This is a genomic window from Helicobacter pylori, from assembly GCF_014496485.1.
GTDB lineage: Bacteria > Campylobacterota > Campylobacteria > Campylobacterales > Helicobacteraceae > Helicobacter > Helicobacter pylori_DD.
In genome coordinates, this window is sequence record NZ_JACTAX010000011.1 from 20,215 (window position 1) to 38,668 (window position 18,454).

Annotated in this window: 17 protein-coding genes and 2 pseudogenes; 3 read left to right on the top strand and 16 right to left on the bottom strand. The window is 38.4% G+C overall.

All coding sequences use genetic code 11. The annotated features are described in order from the left end of the window. Nucleotides 1-141 precede the first annotated feature (141 nt). Nucleotides 142-504 carry a hypothetical protein gene (locus tag IC572_RS06365; RefSeq protein WP_187855463.1) on the top strand — a complete coding sequence of 121 codons (363 nt, stop codon included), beginning with the start codon at nt 142-144 and terminating at the stop codon, nt 502-504. Between the two features lie 389 nt (nt 505-893). On the opposite strand, the gene IC572_RS06370 is transcribed toward IC572_RS06365, so the two are convergent. From IC572_RS06370 to accD, 3 genes are read right to left on the bottom strand one after another with little or no spacing between them, the layout of a single operon-like run. Beyond that, nucleotides 894-1,907 (bottom strand): LapA family protein, encoded by a 1,014-nt coding sequence (locus IC572_RS06370; protein ID WP_156592834.1) that lies wholly within the window; start codon nt 1,905-1,907, stop codon nt 894-896. Between the two features lie 9 nt (nt 1,908-1,916). Next, nucleotides 1,917-2,369, bottom strand: coding sequence for a 23S rRNA (pseudouridine(1915)-N(3))-methyltransferase RlmH (gene rlmH, locus IC572_RS06375; protein ID WP_001203879.1), 453 nt, complete (start codon nt 2,367-2,369; stop codon nt 1,917-1,919). Between the two features lie 13 nt (nt 2,370-2,382). After that, entirely contained in the window at nt 2,383-3,252 is an 870-nt protein-coding gene (gene accD / locus IC572_RS06380) for an acetyl-CoA carboxylase, carboxyltransferase subunit beta (protein WP_078252058.1), read from the bottom strand. A gap of 80 nt (nt 3,253-3,332) precedes the next feature. On the opposite strand from accD, the gene recO reads away from it, so the two are divergent. Together recO and IC572_RS06390 are read left to right on the top strand one after the other, a co-directional pair. Beyond that, nucleotides 3,333-3,947 carry a recombination protein RecO gene (recO, locus tag IC572_RS06385; protein WP_187855464.1) on the top strand — a complete coding sequence of 205 codons (615 nt, stop codon included), beginning with the start codon at nt 3,333-3,335 and terminating at the stop codon, nt 3,945-3,947. 10 nt (nt 3,948-3,957) lie between these two features. Further along, nucleotides 3,958-4,614 (top strand): CinA family protein, encoded by a 657-nt coding sequence (locus IC572_RS06390; RefSeq protein WP_187855466.1) that lies wholly within the window; start codon nt 3,958-3,960, stop codon nt 4,612-4,614. A 2-nt stretch (nt 4,615-4,616) separates the two neighbouring features. Here IC572_RS06390 and IC572_RS06395 read toward each other — a convergent pair whose 3' ends face one another. The 13 genes and pseudogenes from IC572_RS06395 to IC572_RS06455 form a co-directional block, all read right to left on the bottom strand. Beyond that, on the bottom strand, nt 4,617-5,183 hold the full coding sequence (locus IC572_RS06395; RefSeq protein WP_120970322.1) for a hypothetical protein: 567 nt from the start codon (nt 5,181-5,183) through the stop codon (nt 4,617-4,619). Nucleotides 5,184-5,246: 63 nt separating this feature from the next. Then, nucleotides 5,247-5,880: pseudogene (gene rdxA / locus IC572_RS06400) on the bottom strand (oxygen-insensitive NAD(P)H-dependent oxidoreductase RdxA). Continuing rightward, nucleotides 5,880-6,731, bottom strand: coding sequence for a prolipoprotein diacylglyceryl transferase (gene lgt, locus IC572_RS06405; protein WP_187855468.1), 852 nt, complete (start codon nt 6,729-6,731; stop codon nt 5,880-5,882). Before lgt ends, rdxA begins: the two are co-directional and overlap by 1 nt. An 8-nt stretch (nt 6,732-6,739) precedes the next feature. Next, complete coding sequence (locus IC572_RS06410) at nt 6,740-7,468, bottom strand: RluA family pseudouridine synthase (RefSeq protein WP_187855470.1); 729 nt, start codon at nt 7,466-7,468, stop codon at nt 6,740-6,742. 17 nt (nt 7,469-7,485) lie between these two features. Next, nucleotides 7,486-8,667, bottom strand: coding sequence for a lipid IV(A) 3-deoxy-D-manno-octulosonic acid transferase (gene waaA / locus IC572_RS06415; protein ID WP_187855472.1), 1,182 nt, complete (start codon nt 8,665-8,667; stop codon nt 7,486-7,488). Then, nucleotides 8,668-9,435, bottom strand: coding sequence for a zinc ribbon domain-containing protein (locus IC572_RS06420; protein WP_187855474.1), 768 nt, complete (start codon nt 9,433-9,435; stop codon nt 8,668-8,670). Between the two features lie 9 nt (nt 9,436-9,444). Further along, nucleotides 9,445-10,176, bottom strand: coding sequence for a GTP cyclohydrolase I (locus IC572_RS06425; protein WP_187855476.1), 732 nt, complete (start codon nt 10,174-10,176; stop codon nt 9,445-9,447). 1 nt (nt 10,177) lies between these two features. Beyond that, a complete protein-coding gene (gene glyQ / locus IC572_RS06430; RefSeq protein ID WP_187855478.1) occupies nt 10,178-11,074 on the bottom strand; it encodes a glycine--tRNA ligase subunit alpha in 897 nt (298 codons plus the stop codon). A 13-nt stretch (nt 11,075-11,087) separates the two neighbouring features. Beyond that, a complete protein-coding gene (locus tag IC572_RS06435; RefSeq protein WP_000401715.1) occupies nt 11,088-12,026 on the bottom strand; it encodes an NAD(P)H-dependent glycerol-3-phosphate dehydrogenase in 939 nt (312 codons plus the stop codon). A gap of 236 nt (nt 12,027-12,262) precedes the next feature. Beyond that, the gene (locus IC572_RS06440; protein WP_187855480.1) at nt 12,263-13,867 is read right to left on the bottom strand and encodes a dynamin family protein; all 1,605 of its coding nucleotides are present in this window, start codon (nt 13,865-13,867) and stop codon (nt 12,263-12,265) included. Continuing rightward, nucleotides 13,867-16,202, bottom strand: a pseudogene (locus IC572_RS06445) (dynamin family protein). Before IC572_RS06445 ends, IC572_RS06440 begins: the two are co-directional and overlap by 1 nt. Nucleotide 16,203: 1 nt before the next feature. Beyond that, nucleotides 16,204-17,847 (bottom strand): dynamin-like GTPase family protein, encoded by a 1,644-nt coding sequence (locus IC572_RS06450; RefSeq protein ID WP_187855482.1) that lies wholly within the window; start codon nt 17,845-17,847, stop codon nt 16,204-16,206. A 325-nt stretch (nt 17,848-18,172) separates the two neighbouring features. Continuing rightward, nucleotides 18,173-18,454: a DUF3240 family protein gene (locus IC572_RS06455; RefSeq protein ID WP_000880331.1), complete on the bottom strand. Its 282-nt coding sequence runs from the start codon at nt 18,452-18,454 to the stop codon at nt 18,173-18,175.

Genomic DNA, 18,454 nt, shown 5'->3' on the forward strand with positions numbered 1-18,454 from the left:
TTTTAAAAAATACATTTTTTTTAATTTTTTAATCAACCATTAAGGTGTTTTAGGTTAAATTTCCTTATCTGTTAAACATACGGATAATGTTATATCTTAAGGAAAGAAAATGGGGTTAGGACACTAATAAGTTTAGGGATTTTGTTAAGCGTTTTGAATGGCGATGATCTGAGATTGTATCCAAAGCCTTTAGTCTATTCAGCTGGAAGTGGGATTATTGGGATTGATATTGACAAACGGACATTTTACAAACGAGCGTTCGCTTTCACGATGAAATCGTTGTTTGGTGAAAACTTGCTTTTGTTTGTCAAATTAAATCATTCTGCGTTGACGAGCAAACACATGAAAGGGCCTTTGGAAAACCGCCATCATCATTCTTTCACTAAAAATTATGAAAAAGCGGTTAATGGTTGTCAAAAATATGTCCATATCAAATTGCCTGAAGGTGCTCCTAGCAACTTCAAATCAGGTTCATACATGGCCACTATGGTGGTGCGTTTTTAAAGCGTTATTTGGGGTATTCTTTAATACCCTTTTGTCTTTTAAAAACACAAATTTGTTCCTTTAGCCATTTTTTAAATCTTCTTAAAACTCTTTTCATCGTGTTGATTAAGCAAAGTATTTTTAAAATACGGATAAAATTCATAAAAAATTTAAAAAATAAAAAAAGCTCTGTTTTCATCAAATACGGGTTACTAAAACTTTTTATGGCGGGTTAAAACATATTTTTGGCTTTAATTGTTTCTTTTAGGATTAGTTTCATCAAGGTTTAAAGGATTGGTGTCTTTCCTCTTATCATTTGGTGCTAAAAACGACTCCATTAGCCCATTTCTTGAATTTTTTGCAACCATCTATTTTTATCTGCCCTAAAAACATGAAGCCAAACAAACCCCCTACAAAAACGCTTCTAACTTATAGGCTTTTTTATGCTCTTGTTTCAAATCCATGTAAGCGTTTAAAAGCATGTATTCTTCAAAGGATAAAACCGCTAGATGCTCCTTAGCGAGATCGTTCATTTCTAATTCTAACAACACGAATAAAAAGGCTTTTTGCGCCTTATCGTCTTCTTGGCTTAAAATCTCAAAAAACTGGAACCATTGATCGGGGACAAGAAATTTTTGTGCTTTTTGCGCGAGCTGTAAATAATCGTTCTTGTCATAACCCACCCTTTTGCAAAGCTCTGAAATCTTTAAAGTGTCTGTGTTTAAAGATTTTTCAAAAAAGGCTTTTAAAAAAGACTTCACGCACTCTTTATCCAAGTTCTCTTGCATCGCGTTCAAAGCCTTTAAAACCTCTTTTTTGTTGCCTTTTTGGGCGATTTCTATAAAAGCGTAGCGGCGTAATTCCAAAGGGATTTGCGCGTTTGTTAAAACTTCAAAGGCGTTTTTCAAATCGTTATGAATGAAAGCCTTCAAGCGTTTAGAAAAATAAGCATGATCATAAGCCAACGAATGTTTAGCGTGATCTTTAGGCTCAAGGGTGTTGTTTTCTATATTGTGGTAATGTTTAAAAAGGTTATCCACTTTTTCGCACCCGCTATTTGGCGTGTTTAAATCAGCTTTTAAATCATAGCGGGCTAAGATTTGGGAGAGGTTTTTAGCGAGATCGCTTTTAAATTTCGTTTTTAAAAAAGTCTTTTGGGTATCTTGGGATAGGATTTGTTTGAGCAATTTGTCAAAATCCCTTTTTTCATGGTATAAGCGGATTTTATGGCTGAGATTGTGTTTGAATAAAAAAACCCATGAAAAAAAAGCGAACATGCCTAAAACGCCCATAAGCCATACCGCAATGGGAAGATTAAAGCTGTAGCTCCCTAGATTGAAGGCGTAAGCTTGCGGATCAATACTATAAACAAACACACCAAAACCCACAATAAACAAAAATGTAAAGATAATGTAAAAACGCATGCGCACCTCCTATTTGTGGTATGGATGCTTAAAAATAATGCTTAAAGCCCTATAGATTTGCTCGCACAAGACAATTTTAGCCACTTCATGGCTAAAAGTCATCTCGCTCAAACTCCAAGCTTGACAATCCTTCAAAAAATTTTCTTCAAACCCATACGCTCCAGCGATAAAAAAATTAATATTAAGATGATTTTCTAACATTTTACTAAACGCAAAACTATCGCCCCTTTGAGCTTTAGGGTGTAAAGCAATGTTTTTTGCCTTAGGGTTTAAATACGGCTCAAAGGCTAGAGAGTAGCTTTTTTGAGCGAGTTCTCTAGAGATTTTTTGAGCGTTGGCGGTATTTTTAGGGAATAAATCCACTAATTCCAGCTCGCAATCAAACCGCTTGCATTGCTTTTGATAGATTTTCACTAACTCTAAAGGCGAACTTTTAGCGATAGAATACACCACGCAACGCATCAATGTTAAAACTTTAAAAAATCTTTGAAGTCTTATGCGTCATCATAGCGATGAGATCGCTCAAAGTTTTCTTCAAATCCTTCCTGTGCACAATCATATCAATCAAGCCATGCTCTAATAAAAATTCCGCCGTTTGAAAGCCCTCAGGCAAATCCGCCCCTATGGTTTGTTTAATCACCCTAGGCCCTGCAAAACCTATCATCGCCCCTGGCTCTGCGATAATGAGATCCCCTAAAAAAGCAAAAGACGCGCTAACGCCCCCATAAGTGGGATCGCTTAAGAGCGAAATGAAAGGGAGTTTGGCCTCACTCAATCGGTTCAAAGCCGCGCTCGTTTTAGCCATTTGCATGAGCGAATAAGTGGATTCTTGCATCCTAGCCCCCCCACTCGCTGAAACGATCAATAACGCTTCTTTTTTGGCGACCGCGCGATTGATCGCTCTTACGATCTTTTCGCCTTCCACAGAGCCTAAACTCCCCCCCATAAAGCTAAAATCAAACACCACGATCTGCAAAGGCATGCGGTTGATTTTAGCCTCACCGCTGATCACGGAGCTTGGGCGGTTAGTCCTTTTTTCGTATTTTTTGATGCGTTGCTTATAGCTCTCTTTATCCACGAAATTTAAAGGATCATTAGGCCGTAAATGCTTGTCAAACTCTTCAAAACTCCCCACATCGCATAAAAATTCAATCCTTTCAGTCGCGTTCATGCGGAAATGGTAATGGCATTTCAAACACACGCTGTATTTACCAAACACTTCTTTATGATACATTAACGCATAACATTTAGGGCATTTCACCCAATGGCTTGGTTGTTCTTCCTTACTTGGCACTGTCCGCAATTTATTAATCTTAAAATTTTTAAAGAAATCTGCAAATCCCATGTTTTTCCTTAATTTTGCAGTTTTATTAGGATTGTATCCAAGTTTTGCTTATAATAAACCAAATTATCTTAAGAGTAGTGATGCAAGGGTTTCTTTTACAAACACAAAGCATAAGAGATGAAGATTTGATCGTGCGCGTTTTAACCAAAAACCAGCTCAAAACCCTCTATCGTTTCTATGGCAAACGCCACAGCGTGCTGAATGTGGGGCGTAAAATTGATTTTGAAGAAGAAAACGATGATAAATTTTTACCCAAGTTAAGGAATATTTTGCATTTAGGCTATATTTGGGAAAGAGAAATGGAGTGCTTGTTTTTTTGGCAACGCTTTTGCACTCTTTTGTTCAAACATTTAGAGGGCGTGCATTCTTTGGATAGCATCTATTTTGACACTTTAGATGATGGGGCTAACAAACTCTCCAAACAGCACCCCTTAAGAGTGATTTTAGAAATGTATGCAACGCTTTTGAATTTTGAAGGGCGCTTGCAAAGTTACAATTCTTGTTTTTTATGCGATGCAAAATTAGAGCGTTCTGTCGCTTTAGCGCAAGGGTTTATTCTAGCGCACCCCTCTTGTTTGAAAACTAAAAGCCTGGATTTAGAAAAAATCCAAGCTTTTTTTCGCACTCAAAGCACGATTGATTTAGAATTAGAAGAAGTGGAAGAATTATGGCGCACGCTGAATTTAGGATTTTAAAAGGTTAAAGATGAAATTTAAATTTTTGAATATGGATAATGAGAGCGGTTTTATTTTGATTGAAAAGGAATTGAAACGATTGAAGATTACCGCTCAAGTCAAAGAAGATGGCATTGAATTAAAAGGCGAAAACACAGAACAAGCGAGAATTTATCTTCAAACGCTTTTTAACTCTAATATTGTGGAATTAGACGATAATCAAAAAAGCGCAAACGCTGTAATAGAGCGCTTGAAATCTTTAGGTTTAAAAATGGCGGTGGCTGAAAGCTGCTCTGGGGGGTTATTATCGCATGCATTCACTTCCATTAGTGGGGCTTCAGCGGTTTTTATGGGGGGTGTTGTGTGTTACAATGAAGAGGTTAAACGCGAATTATTGAAAGTCAATGCCACGACTTTAAAAGTCTTTGGGGTTTATAGCGAAGAATGCGTGAAAGAAATGCTATTAGGCGTGTTTTTAAATTTTAAAGTGGATTTAGCGCTGGCGATTAGCGGGGTGGCTGGCCCTAATGGGGGGAGCAAGGCTAATCCTGTAGGCACGATTTATATTGGCGCACAAAAGTTAGGATCTCAAGCTTTCATTGATCGTTGTTTTTTTAAAGGGGACAGAGAAAACATTCAAAATAAAAGCGTAGAGCATGCCCTAAACATGCTCGCTAGAATGCTATAAAACTACCTTAACGTGCAAACGCTACCAAATTCTTTTTGAGCGACCTTAGCGATGTAAGCGATTTCATTATCGTTAAGGTTTTCAACGCTCGCTTTTAAATACCTTTTGATTTGCTCAATCTGGCAACCCACTAGCTTGATTTTCACCACAGCCACCTCCGATTTTAAATTCGTATAGGTGTAGGCTACTTGGATCTTAGTCGCTAGGTAATTATAGATAGCGTAGCTGATATTCGTAGCCGTTTGCTCAGACTCATGGAATTGCTCCATGAAGCGTTTTTTATACTTCAACATGATTTCATGAAAAACCACGATCAAGCTCAATTTAGCGTTTAAAGTCGCTTGCTCAATCCCTAAATATTTATTATTAACAGGGATATACGCCACGCCCATTTCTTCGTAGGGGACTTTAGGGTCTTCAAAAACCCAAGCAGGCGCATCAGACAGTTCTGATTTCATGCCCTTTAAATCAGAAACTAAAATCCCATCATCTCTTAAAAGACTCTTAGCGCTTAATGAAACGCTTGAAAACACCCCTAAAAGAGCGATTAAAACCATTCTTTTAAACAAAATACCACTCCTTAAACTTAATTTAGGTTTGATTATAGTTAAAAAGTTTTTGATTTCGTTTAATCACAACCAAGTAATTGCATCAATCTTTGATTTTCTTGATTTTTTGCTCGCTTCTGCCACCCTCTTACCCAAAGCGATCAAACACACGATTTTAGGCTTATTGATACGCTGTTCTAAAATCTCGCCCACTTTCAAAGGATCAAAACCTCCAATAATGCAACTATCCAATCCCATTAAGCTCACGCCCATGCAAATTTGCCCCACCGCAATATAGCATTGCTCCAAAATATAGCTTTCTAATTTTTGCATGCTGTGGTTGAATCTCACGCCAAGCATTTGAGCGAAAGACGGGATCACTCTAACTTTATAAGACTCTGGATAGAGGTTTTGCATGTAATGGCTATGCGGTAACAACTCGCTAGGTTTTAAAGAGCATACCACCATTAACGCTGAAGCGCTTTTAATCATCTCTTCATTAAAATAGCTGTGCGCTGCAATTTGTTTTTTTTAAATCCTTATTAGTAACCATCACAAAATGCCATGGCTGCGTGTTGTAAGAGCTTGGCGATAGCCTGGCGATTTCAGCGATTTCTTCTAATTCTGTGCTAGAGAACTCATAATGGCTGTCAAACATCTTGCAAGAATGGCGCTCGTTCAATAATTGTCTTCTTTTTTCGTGATCCAAAAATTTCATTATTCTTCCTTTATTTTTCTAGAATCTTTCGTAGCATACAATAAAATCCCTAACGAAACAATTACCATAAGTAAGCTTAAAATCTGCCCCATGCTCAAATTCAAAAAATAAACCCCTAATTGGCTGTCTGGCTCTCTGTAAAATTCCGCAATAAAGCGCATCAAGGAATACCCCAAACCATAAACCACGATGAGCAACCCATGCGTTTTGGTGTGTTTTTTAGCCCACATTACCATAAAAAACACGACAACCCCCTCTAAAAACGCTTCAATCAACTGGCTGGGATAACGCAATTGATTATCCACCATAATGCCTATGATTTGCCCTAAATGGCTGTCTTTGGGGACGATTCTCCCAAAAAGCTCCTGGTTTAAAAAATTCCCAATCCTCCCAAAAACATACCCTAAAGGCAGGCTGATCGCAATCAAATCCAAATAAATCAAAAGCTTTTTCAAATCCTTACGGCTATAAAGATACGAAGCGATCAAAAACCCCACCAACCCCCCATGATAGCTCATCCCACGAATGCCTATAAAATTCCCATGGCTATCAAAAGGGTTAAAGATTTGCCAAAAATGCGTCAAATAATAGCTGGAATTAGGCTCATAAATAAGAATGTATCCTATCCTTGCCCCTAGCACAATGCCAAGCTCCGCCCATAGAAAATAACTCTCAAATTCCTTCCTTTCAATGGGGAATCGCTTGGGATCTTTTTGGATCATTCTTAACGCCATGTAAAAAGCGACAACAATCGCGCACGCATACGCCAAACCATACCAATGCACATCAATACCACCAAGACTAAAAGCGATGGGGTTAAATCGTTCATAAATCGTATTCCAAGCGTTCATGCTCATCCTTAAATTTCAAATTCTTTAGGGGGGATCGCTTCAAATTCATACCCTAGCAGCGCGATTTTATGCGCATGGAGCATCAAGCGTTTGGCTGAACTTGGCTCGTTATTATAAAGCGTATCGCCTATAATGGGGTGGTTGATGTGCTTTAAATGGACTCTGATCTGGTGGGTTCTTCCGGTTTTGATCCCCACTTTTAAAAGGGTTTTTTTGTTGATGATTTTTAAGGGCGTGATGATCGTAACCGCTTCTTGCCCTTTTTTAGAGATTTTACTGAAAGCTTTAGTGGTTTTAATCGTAAGAATGGGAGCGTTAATTTCTCGCTCTTCTTCTATAATCCCTTGAACGAGAGCTAAATACTCTTTTTTAACCGCCCTGTCTTTAAAGGCCTTTTTAGCTTTTAAGTGGAACTCTGAATTTTCTTTCACCAATAAAATCACTCCGCTTGTTTCTTTATCCAAGCGGTGCAACAACGCCCAATCCTTGAAAAAAGAGGCTAGATCATAGCTCTCTATAAAAGGGGGTTTAAAAAGGGCTAGAATGTTTTCATCTTCAAAAATCACGCTGGGTTTTTCAACTTTTTGGACGCTAAAGCGCGTGTTTTGGGGTAATTCTTTTCTGGCAACCATCAATTTCTGCCCCCCTATACTCACTAACCCTGAATCGATCAAAGTTTTAGCTTTTTTATGCGAAATGTCTTCTTGAACGCTCAATAATTTGTAAGCTTTTTCCATGTTTATCCTTTATTTTTTTAATGTTTAATGAATGCGAGCAATTCGTTTAAATCATGCCCGTTTTCTAAAAAACGCGCCACGCCTAAATTTTTGTAATCTAAAAGAGCGTCTAACAGATCCTCTTTTGGAACGATTTTATAAGGCTTAACTAATTCAAACAACGCTACTTGGTTGAAAAGATGCTCCCCTGTGATCAGGCGCGTATTAAAAAACGCCGGCTCTAAAGGGTTATGCCCCCCCATTTTGACAAACGAACCCCCTAAAATGACAATATCAGCGATCGCATAGAAGTTATTCAATTCCCCCAACCTATCCACTAACAAAATATCGCATTCCACAAAACCCTTTGAAGAAAAACACTCCAAACTAAAAGGCGTCGTTTTTAAGGTATTTTGCAATAAATCTTGCACGCTTTTAAAACGCTCAGGGTGGCGTGGCACGACAATCAGTCTTGCGTTTTTAAAAGTCTTTTTCAATTCTAAAAACGCTTTTAACCCTAATTCCTCTTCGCCCTCATGCGTGCTGGCTAAAACAATGTTTAAAGCGCTTGGGTTTTTAGGGTAAAACGAAGTGATCACAGGCTTTGAAAAACGCTTGATATTCAAAAAATCCACCACTTTTTTAGCCCCTAGATTCAATAAGCGCTTTTGATCGGCTTTGCTTTGCGCCAAAATCAAATCAATGCGTTTGAATAAAAGCGCATAAAAAAAAGAAAAACGCTGGTACTTGGGGTAAGAGCGAACGCTGATCCTAGCGTTAATGAGCATGGTTTTTGCCCCTAATTTTTGAGCCGTATCAAACGCGTTAAACCACAATTCCGCTTCTGTAACCACCAACGTTTTCAAGCGTTTTAAGTTTTTTTCCCATGCAAACAATAGGGTTTCAAAAGGCAAGTAACGCACTTCTATGTGTTGAGAATGTTGATAAGTTTGAGCGGCTAATTCAAAGCCGGTGTTGGTGGTAACGCTGATTAAAATCGGCTCTTTTAAAGCTTGAACGATCGGCTCTAAGGATTTGACCTCCCCATAAGAACATGCATGAAACCAAAAAACCGGCTCGCTTTTTAAAAGATTGTCTTTGAGAAAAAAACGAGCCTTTAAAGAATGGCGGTATTTTTCCTTAAAACTCCAAAGCAAGATGAAAGGTGCACAAAAAAGATGCCCCAAAGTCAAACATAAAAGGTAGAAAAACTTAAACAATCAAACGGATTCTTGGCTTTCTTTTGGTTGGCTTTCTTTTGGAGGTTGAGCGTTACTTTCATGCGCGCTCTCAGCGTATAAAATACGCCCGCAATACGGGCAAGTGATCATATCCCCACTCGTTAGCACTTCGGTATAAATCTTATCGTTTAGTCTAATAAAACAACCCCCACAAGCCTGTTTTTTGATCGTTACAATGCTCGTGTTTTTCGCCCATCTTCTGATCCTTTCATAAAAGCTATAGATTTTAGGCTCGGTTTTTTCCACGAGTTCTTCTTTCTTTTTAAAGATAATTTGTTGGGTTTCTTTGATGTTTTTGACTTCGTTTTCCACTAAGTTTTCCAATTCCAACGCTAATTTTTCAAGCTCTAGCATTTCCTTTTTCAAAACTTCTTGTTTTTCGCTTTTGCGCTTGATTTCATTTTGCAGGTTTTCAATTTCTCTGTTGGCTTGGTTGGATCGCTCTTTAGCAATATCTTCTTCAATGTTTAAAGAGCGCAATTCCCTTTCGGATTTGATCTCGCTCATTTTCTTTTGAATGCTAGCGATTTTAGCGTTCGTGTCTTGTAGGGTTTGCTCGTTTTTAGAAACCTGTAATTTTAGGGCCAATTTTTCTTCTTCTAAATTCAAAATCGCTTTATTTTTAGCTTCTTTATCATTCAAGGCCTTATCCAAGTCTTTCCGTTTTTCTCTGATCAATGGCTCTAAGGAGTCAATTTCTTTATCCAAATGCGAAATTTCAATCAATTGTTTGAGGTGGGTGTTCATCGCTTTCCTTTAAATGATTTGCAAGGGGTTTTTAAAATTCTCTATTGTAACCAAATAATTGAAAGAATGCAAAATTTCAGCCACAATCAGCGCAAAACCCCTTTCGCTATAATAATGCGTGGCGTCAATCAAACTTATCCCTAAAGATTGAGCGATCATAGCGTCATGGTATTTCACATCGCCTGTAACCAAACAGCTTTGCGCTTTTAAAGAAGAAAACATGGACGCCCCCGATCCGCACACAAACGCTAAATCTTTAATCATTTGAGAACTTTTGACACACGCTAATTGTCCCACCCCTAAAGAAGATTTAATCCTTTTTAACAGCGCATCAAATTCTATATTAGCGTTTTCTTTCACTAACATAAGGCCTTTTTCTATCAAGCCATCAAACCCTAAAAGCGCGCTAGCGAAATGCTTGTTTAAATGCGTTTTGTCAAAATTCGTGTGCATGCTGATGACTGAAATGTTTTTTTGGATTAGGATTTTTAAAATATTCCCCGGATAAGCCTCATCATTAAGCGTTTTTAAGGGCTTGAAAATTAAAGGGTGGTGCGTGATGATTAGGGCGTTTTGTGGGGCGTTTAGAGCGATTTGAAGCGTGATTTCTAAGCATGCGATAATCTCGCTAAACTCGCTATTTTCACTCCCCACATTCAACCCGCTATTATCCCACGATTCTTGAAGTTCAAAAGGCGAAAGGCGATTCAAAACTCCCAACACTTCCTTAACTAACGCCATTTTAAGCCTTTGTTAAAGCGTTTTTTAAGCGCTCTTCCCTCTCTTCTTCTTGTTCTTTATAAAGAAGCGCACACCCTTTAGCTAAATCCCTGATTTGTAAAATATAATTTTGCCTTTCAGCCACCGAAATCGCTTTTCTGGCGTCTAAAATATTGAAAAAATGCGAGCATAGCATCACCAAATCATAAGCCGGTAAGGGGAGCTTGTTTTTTAAGCAATGCAAGGCTTCGGCTTGAGCGTTTTTAAACATTTCTAATAGCCTTTCCACGCTCGCTATTTCAAAATGATACTTGCTGAATTGGTATTCGCTCTCCAAATGCACTTGTGCGTAACGCACGCTGTCATGATTGTTTTTAGCCCATTCAATCTCTAGGATATTTTCCACTTTTTGGACATACATCGCTAATCTTTCTAAGCCGTAAGTGATTTCCACAGGGATAGGGTTACAAGCAATGCCCCCCACTTGCTGGAAATAAGTGAATTGCGTAACCTCCATGCCATCAAGCCACACTTCCCAGCCAAGCCCCCATGCCCCTAAAGTCGGACTCTCCCAATTGTCTTCTACAAATCGTATATCATGCTCATTAAGGTTTATCCCTAACACTTCCAAGCTTTTTAAATACATCTCTTGGATATTAGAAGGGCTTGGCTTGATGACTACTTGGAATTGGTAATAACTCCCCAAGCGGTTAGGGTTTTCCCCATAGCGCCCATCAGTAGGCCTTCTAGAGGGCGCGACATACGCCACATTCCACGGCTTTTTATCCAAACTCCTTAAAAGCGTGGCGGGGTGGAATGTCCCCGCTCCTGCAGGAATATCATAAGGCTGGATCACCAAACAGCCTTGATCTTTCCAATACTCTTGTAATTTTAATAATAAACTTGAAAAATCTTGCATGCTCTCTTTCCTTTTAAGCGCGTCTGATCAAATCGTTCATGCTCTCTAGCACACTCTTACCCTTTAAAAGCAAGGCTAATTCGCTCGCAATGGGCGTATAAATGCCGTATTTTCTAGCGATTTCCACAATGGCGTTGGTCGTTTTCACTCCTTCAGCCACTTCGCCCAATTCTTCTAAAACCACCTCTAAAGGCTTGTTTTGGGCTAGCCCCAAGCCCACACGATAATTCCTAGATAAAATAGAATTAGCGGTTAAAAACAAATCCCCAGCCCCAGAAAGCCCTAAAAAAGTCTCTGTCTTGCCCCCAAAGAACGCCCCAAAGCGTTGCATTTCCACTAAACCACGAGATAATAAACTCGCTTTAGCGCTATTGCCTAATTTCAAGCCATCACAAACCCCCCCAGCAATGGCTATCACATTTTTATATGCACCGGCGATTTCACCCCCTATGATGTCTTGTTGGGCGTAGGCTCTGATAAAAGAGGGGGTTTTATTGGCAAATTCTAGCGCTAAAGCCTGATTATTGGAATGAATGACGAGCGCGCAAGGCAGGCCTTGAATGATTTCAGCCGCAAAACTCGGCCCCGCTAAAAAACACAAAGAATTAGGATCGATAAAATCCTTTGCGATCTCGCTCACAAACGCCCTGTTTAAAACCTCTATCCCTTTAGAAGCGATTAAAACCTTAGCGTTTTTGGGTAAAGAAGCGTTTTGGAACCATTCCCTTAGATGCTGCACGCTAATAGCGATGACATAAAGCGTTGCTTTTAAGCCTCTTTGTAAATCCACTTGCTCTATGGGGGCAGAACCTTTAGAAATCAAGGCGTCATTGAGCTTTTTTAGCGGCTCGTTTAGATCGCGCCTTGAAATGATTTTGACTTCATTCTTTTCTCCAAAAGCAAAGGCTAAAGCCCTCCCCCACGCCCCGCCACCAAATACTGCAATTTCCATTAAATTCCTAATCTCATTGATTGTAAAACTCACCATTTTACAATAATTAAGTTTAAAATAGCCCTTACATTCAAAACGCTGTCTTTGATTAAAAATAGGGTAGTTTAAAAAATTTTTTAAATTTTAAAAAATGGGATTTTGGTTACTTTACTTTAAACTCATTGTTTAAGGGGATAGAGAGCATTTTGAAACTATTCCCCCCTACAACTAAAAACCCTTTCACGCTCTAATCTAAATCACCTCTGTTTTGATCGCCTCCACTCTCGCAAATCGTTTTGAAGCTCCTCATTATTTAAGGACTCTTGATAGTTGTTGTCCGCTTCCTCTTTAAATTCTCTAAGCGTTTGTAGGTTTTCTAAAGAATAATGCAGTTGGAGCAATTCATTATGATAATCCACACTTTTTCTGTATCTTTTGGTTTCTTTTTTGCTCAAATCATACCAATCTAAATGAAACATGGACCAATCCCTAAAATACAGCACCATTTTTTTGATTTCTTCAAATTCCCTGTAGTTTGCTTCATCGTCCTCTTCGTCGTCGTTTTCTGCTTTGTATTTTTCCCAAGTGAAAGCGCTCACGCGATCAAACACCTTATCAATGCTATCTTTAAACAAATCAATCACTCCGTTCAATCGCGCTAAACTCTCTTCTTTGGATCGCTCTTGCTCGGCAAATTCTTTTTTGAGCGAATGAATTTTATTAAAGGTAGCATCGTTGAAATCATCAAAGCCTTTTTGCATCAAATCCAGTTTGACAGAATGCAAAGCCCTTTGGTAGCGTTTGAATTGGCTAGCGTCTTGCTTAATAGCCTTTTCATACATGGAATGCACCTCGTATAAAGATTCTAAAATTTCGTTTTGTTTCTCGCTCCTTTGATTTAACTTCATTAAAAATTTCTCAAGCGAGTTAAAAACTTTGCTTTTTTCGCTGAACTCTTTAATTTCTTGATACCTTGTAGCGCTATAAGCACAAATCCCTTTAAATTCAATGCCATTATCTTTTAAAGTTTCTCTAATTTTAATAGCGACTTCTTCTAATTGGCTTTTGGTGCGCCTATCAGCCCTACTCAATACGATAAAAACCTGCTTGCCTTCTTCGTATAAGTCTTTTAAAAACTCTAAATCATCGCTTTCAATGCCCCCACGCTCGCAACTAACAAGCCATAGAATGTGTTTGGCGTGCTTTAGGGATTCTTTAGAGGCTTCTTTGTCCCCACCCGTATAGCCTTGATTGCCGGGGTTATAGCCAGGCGTGTCTATGAAGCACAGAAATTCAAAAGGCGCACTAGGAGCGCTTAAGAGCATGAAAGGCATGATCTCTTTCAAATTAAAGCCAAGGGATTTTAAAAACTGATGATCAAAAGCGAGATGGGGTAATTCCACCATGCCCCCATTTTGAGAAAACCCCATTAAAACTTCTCTTTTACCCTTTAAGCAATAAGTGGGGATAGCTGTGGTGGGATTCATGTCTTCAGGGAGTTTTAATTTCAAGCCCAACAAATTGTTTAAAAAAGTGGATTTGCCCGCGCTAAACCCTCCCCCCACCGCAACGATGGTTTTTTGGAACAAACTAGGGTAGCTCGCTACTAATTGCAATTCTTTTTGGATTTCTTGGAGCGTCAGTAACGCTATTTCCTTTTCTTTGAGCGAATCCACGCCACTAGCGAACTCTAAAAACTCGTTGTCTAAGATTTGCTGGTATTCTTCTAGCCCTTCATTGTTTGTTTTAGCGTTTAAAATACGAGCGATTAGATCGTAGCGTTCTTTTAACCCCTCTGTATTGTGGTGGTTTTCAGCCCTGCTATTGTTATTAAAAATACCATTAAAAAAATTAACACTCATTAGATCTCCTTTAAAGCCTTGATTTGTGCGTCTAATTGAGCGATGGATTGCACTTTATTTTGGACTTGATTTTGCAAATTTTGCATGTCTTTTTGAAGTTTTTTAAGCGTATCGCTGGCGAAATTTTGCTTTTCTAGATTCTCTCTTAAACCTTGGATATAGCCTTTCACATCTTGTTTAGCCTCAGCTTCAAAACCTCTCACATGATTTTCCACGCTTTGTATGAAAGCATTAGCTTCATCGCCTTTTAAAAAGCCCGTTTTCCCCCTTATCTCGCTAGGAAGCTTATCAGTATAATCAAACTTTTTAAATTCAATGCGATCCAAGACAGCTATCACGCTTTTTTTGAAAGCCACCTCATCAATCAAATCATCATCACGGATTATTTGACGCAATTGAGAAAAGACTTCAGCGTAGAGTTCTTTTTTAAAAACGACTTTAAAAGAATTAGCGCTGTCATTCAAAGCGTTTTCGCAGCTTTCATGCATCTCTGTCAAATAATCAAGCACCGCTCCGGCTTTAATCACTGCTCTTGTGCGTTCTACTTCATTATAGCCCGCATCATCATCAGCCCAACTCAAAAAATTCCTTTTAAAGCTTCCAAAAAGACCGCCTTGCTTCACTCTTTCAGTATAACGCTCTACTCCCTCTTCTTCTTCAGCGCCCACTTTGGCCGTTTGGATAGCTTTCGTTAAGGTTTTATCCAAGCCACCTCTAATATTGTTGATGAAATGCAGGATAAATTCTTCATACGCTTCCCTAAATTTCATTTCAATGTTACCAGAGAGTTTTTCATAAGCCTTTATTTGCTCTTTGATAGCGCTAATGTCAGCGTTTTTAACCCTCTTTTTTTCTTCTTCTAAATCTTGCAACAACTGCGCTATGAATGAATGGAGGTTGTTTGCTTGGCTTTTCGTATAATCTTGCAATTTTTGAGAAATGATTTTTTCTTTCTCTTTTGCGGCTTTTTTAAACGCTCTTCAATCGCACCCATATTGCTTAAAAAGAGTAAGCTTTCTTTAGACTTATCATCGCTATCAAAAGCGTCAGGGTAAGAATCTTTTAAATTCCGTAAGGCATTGTGATACTCTTCTGTTTTTTGGCTTCTTTCCCAAGAAGCTTGGTTGCTAAAGTCTTTATACATGCTAAAGCAAACCCCTGAAGCCAAAATGATGCCATTTTTGATTGCTTTTTCAAAAACCTTTCGTTGGTTAGGGTAGTTTTCAATCAATTTTCCCATGATATTATTTAATTGAGATGAAAGGGATTTTTGCGCGTTTTCAAAGGCTGTAGGGAGGTGTTGGTTGGATTTTTCCACTTCACTCATAGAAAGAACAGCGCTGTCGGCTTGGCTTGCCACGAAATAAATTTCTTGAAGGCCTTCTTTGTTAGAAACCCTGTCAAACAAATCCATATCGCTATCCGTTAAAAACTGACCAGAAGGGCTTACAATAAACACCACATCGCAATCTTTCAATAAGGCTTTGGTGCGCTCTTCTCTGGAAGCGATGGGATCATTCACGCCCGGGGTGTCAATCACTTCCAAATCTTTAAGATTGGGGTTATTCAAAGAAATTTGCACCGCTTTAGTGTAGGGCATGAACTTCCCGTTCGCGCCCACGAATTGGAGCAATTTTTGATTCAGATCTTGTAAATTATTGGCTTGAATGCGCGAATCTTTTGTTTCCGTGTTGATTAGCCCGCTTTTTTTCATTTTTTCGTATTGATCGTATGATGAAACGAGTCTCGCATCCTTTTCTAACTCGTTTTTAGCGATCCTTTCAGCCCTTTTTACTATTTCTTCATCGCTTAAAACCCTCTCTTTGGGCGCTTCTTTATCGCTTTTGTTTCCGCTGATAAATTTGCCAAACTTATTTAATCCCTCTTTAGTCCTATTTGACAAACTCTGTTTTTCTTTTTGCTTTTTGATTTCTTCTCCAACAATCCTGTTAAACTCCCTTACATACCTTTCATGTTCGTTTTTAAGCTCTGCAATATCCTTTGGGCTATAAAACTCCACTTCAGCGCTCAGGGTTTTGGCGTATTTTAAAATGGTAAGGCTAGCGGTCATGGGCGTTGCCGCTTTGGGTAAAACCTCTACACCATCAAAAATCAAAGCGTTTAAGAGCGAGCTTTTGCCCGCTTTCACGCGCCCGATGATACCGACTTTAAGATCCCTATCTTTGACCTGCATCTCTTTTAGCGTTTTCTCTAACTCCTCTGTTTTGATCACAGTGTTATCGCTGATAAAAGGCCTCGCTCTTTCTTGCAAGCCTTGTTCTTGTAGCGTTTTTTCAATTAAAGCGCTTTTTTGAATGAGTTCTTGCACATTCATTTTAATCCTTTAAATATTGTTGTTCTAGATCGCTTAAAGCGTTGATCTTGTTTTCTAAGATTTGTTTTTGATTTTCTAAATCGTTAAGGTGTTTTTCTTTTTCCTTTTGAGCGAGTGCGATTTCTTGTTTTTTATGCGTGATTTCTAATTCGCACCGATCTTTTAAACCTTTTAGGGAATTTTGCAAAGCTTCATTAAACAAGCCCGGTAAAACTTTTTTAAGCTTGTATTGAACCTCTGGTATCACTTTGACTTCAATCAGATTTTCTAATTTCGCCCGCTCTTTTTCCTCATTTCTAAAGAATGAAGCGATGATATTAGGCAGTAACGCCAATAATTCTTTTAAAAGAGGTTTTAACCCTTGCAAGATCAGCGCAAACGGTCTTGTAACCAGGTTCTTGGCTAAGATCACGCTTAAAGCGTTGATCCCTAGTTCAAGGCTACGCTCTAAATTTACAACAGACAAGGTGCTAGAAAGCTTGTTCAAGCTTTCAAATTCTGCATGAAAATCTTTTGAAAAAGAAAGGTTGATCTTTTCAATCTCTAATTTAGCGTTTTTGATCAAGCTTTGTTGCATGATGCTTTCTATTTCGCTATTGAACTCGTTAGGCTTGTTGATTAAAGAGGCTAAATAGGATTTTTGCTCCCTGACCTCTTCTAGCACTTTTTTAACCACCGATCCCACAGCCACGCTAGAATATTCTTCTTCTAAATTAGCCCTTAATTTTTCATAGGTTTTTTCAATGTCTTTAACGCCCAAATCCAACGCTTGTATTTCTTCTAACGCCTTTTCTTTGGAGTAATCAAAGCTTTTAATCACGCTTTTTAAGCTGTTTTGTAACTGGGAATTTAAAAACTTCAATCGTTTCAAATACAAAGCGCTAAAAAGCTTTTCAGCGTCTATTTTATCCGCCACCTCTAAAAGGGCGTTATTGTCTTTATTAGAATAAATAAGATGCGTTGTCAAATCAAGGTGATCTTGGATTTGATCTTGAATGTAGCGAGAGATTTCTTCCACTTGCGAAGGCGTCCTTAAATTCGTTTTACTCAAAATAAAGCTAAGGCCTTTGTCAAACTCTAAAAGGTTTTTTAATTCCCTAACCATGCGTTTAGTAAGGTTGCCCTCTTCTACGCTTACAAGAATGACAAAATGCACGCCCCTTTCCAAATATTCCAAAATGGCATGGGTGTGGCTTGAAATGGGGCTATCAAAGCCTGGCATATCCACAAACACTAAAGGAGCGCTGTTTTTCAAAGCTTCATTATTCAAATAAACCTTAAGGTAGGAATACTTCGCGGCATTCTCTTTAATCGCTTCAAAACTTTGCTCGTTCAGTTCAAAACTTTCCGCTTTTTCATCATTGTTTGAAAAAGCCTCTATGCGTTCATTAGCGCTATAGTGTAACTCAGTGGCTAAAGAAGTCTCTGGCGTGATACCGGTAGGCAAAACGCTCTTTTCTAAAAAGCGGTTTAATAGCGTGCTTTTCCCTGCGCTAAAATTCCCCACAACGGGTATCACAAGCTGTTGTTTTTGAACGCTTTCTAAAAGAATAGAGCATTCTGTTTTATCAATCTCTACTTCTTTTAAAACTTCTAAAACCTGTTCTAAAAACTCCACAAAATCTGTCTGTGCGTATAAAATCATTACCAATCCTTTAAAATTAAAAATTAAAATCTAAACAAGACGCAAAAATCCCTAAAATATAGATAGGGTTTATATGGGTATGGGTTTATATGGGGGTGAAAAGATAAAACGGCTGACTAGAGAGAGAGAGAGAGAGAAAGCGGATTTTTAAGAATAATCATCATTACAAACTCCTAGCACCATTTAATGGTGGGTATTATACTTGATTTTTCACAATCAAAACTAAAAAACTCAAAAATATTAAAGAGCTTGATTTTAATCAAGCGATAATCTCTTGGAAAAAAGCGGAAATAAAGGATATTGAAATTCAATAAGGCTTAAACCCTTACAACCCATGCGTTTGAGAATAAAACAATTTCATTTCTTTAGAAGCGAACTGGTTTTTTAACGCTTGGGCCAAAGATAAAGCGACTTCCTCGCTTAAAAAAAGCTTGAATTTAGCGTAGTCTTTACGCCCGCTCACCTGCTCTTTTTGGCTTAAAAGCAGCGAAGAAGCGGCGTATTTATAGCATTCCACATAAAAAAAATCATCAAAGCCTTTTTCAAATAAATAATCTATTAAAGCGTCTTTCAAGCAAATATCAATATAAATTTCTAAAGCGAGCAT

Excerpts from the sequence above, each read along its gene's own strand:
- IC572_RS06450 (WP_187855482.1), bottom strand. The coding sequence starts at position 17,847 with ATGATTTTATACGCACAGACAGATTTTGTGGAGTTTTTAGAACAGGTT.
- IC572_RS06455 (WP_000880331.1), bottom strand. The coding sequence starts at position 18,454 with ATGCTCGCTTTAGAAATTTATATTGATATTTGCTTGAAAGACGCTTTA.
- recO (WP_187855464.1), top strand. The coding sequence starts at position 3,333 with ATGCAAGGGTTTCTTTTACAAACACAAAGCATAAGAGATGAAGATTTG.
- IC572_RS06410 (WP_187855470.1), bottom strand. The coding sequence starts at position 7,468 with ATGGAAAAAGCTTACAAATTATTGAGCGTTCAAGAAGACATTTCGCAT.
- IC572_RS06425 (WP_187855476.1), bottom strand. The coding sequence starts at position 10,176 with ATGGCGTTAGTTAAGGAAGTGTTGGGAGTTTTGAATCGCCTTTCGCCT.
- IC572_RS06370 (WP_156592834.1), bottom strand. The coding sequence starts at position 1,907 with ATGCGTTTTTACATTATCTTTACATTTTTGTTTATTGTGGGTTTTGGT.
- glyQ (WP_187855478.1), bottom strand. The coding sequence starts at position 11,074 with ATGCAAGATTTTTCAAGTTTATTATTAAAATTACAAGAGTATTGGAAA.
- IC572_RS06440 (WP_187855480.1), bottom strand. The coding sequence starts at position 13,867 with ATGAGTGTTAATTTTTTTAATGGTATTTTTAATAACAATAGCAGGGCT.
- rlmH (WP_001203879.1), bottom strand. The coding sequence starts at position 2,369 with ATGCGTTGCGTGGTGTATTCTATCGCTAAAAGTTCGCCTTTAGAGTTA.
- IC572_RS06435 (WP_000401715.1), bottom strand. The coding sequence starts at position 12,026 with ATGGAAATTGCAGTATTTGGTGGCGGGGCGTGGGGGAGGGCTTTAGCC.
- lgt (WP_187855468.1), bottom strand. The coding sequence starts at position 6,731 with ATGAACGCTTGGAATACGATTTATGAACGATTTAACCCCATCGCTTTT.
- IC572_RS06420 (WP_187855474.1), bottom strand. The coding sequence starts at position 9,435 with ATGAACACCCACCTCAAACAATTGATTGAAATTTCGCATTTGGATAAA.
- IC572_RS06390 (WP_187855466.1), top strand. The coding sequence starts at position 3,958 with ATGAAATTTAAATTTTTGAATATGGATAATGAGAGCGGTTTTATTTTG.
- accD (WP_078252058.1), bottom strand. The coding sequence starts at position 3,252 with ATGGGATTTGCAGATTTCTTTAAAAATTTTAAGATTAATAAATTGCGG.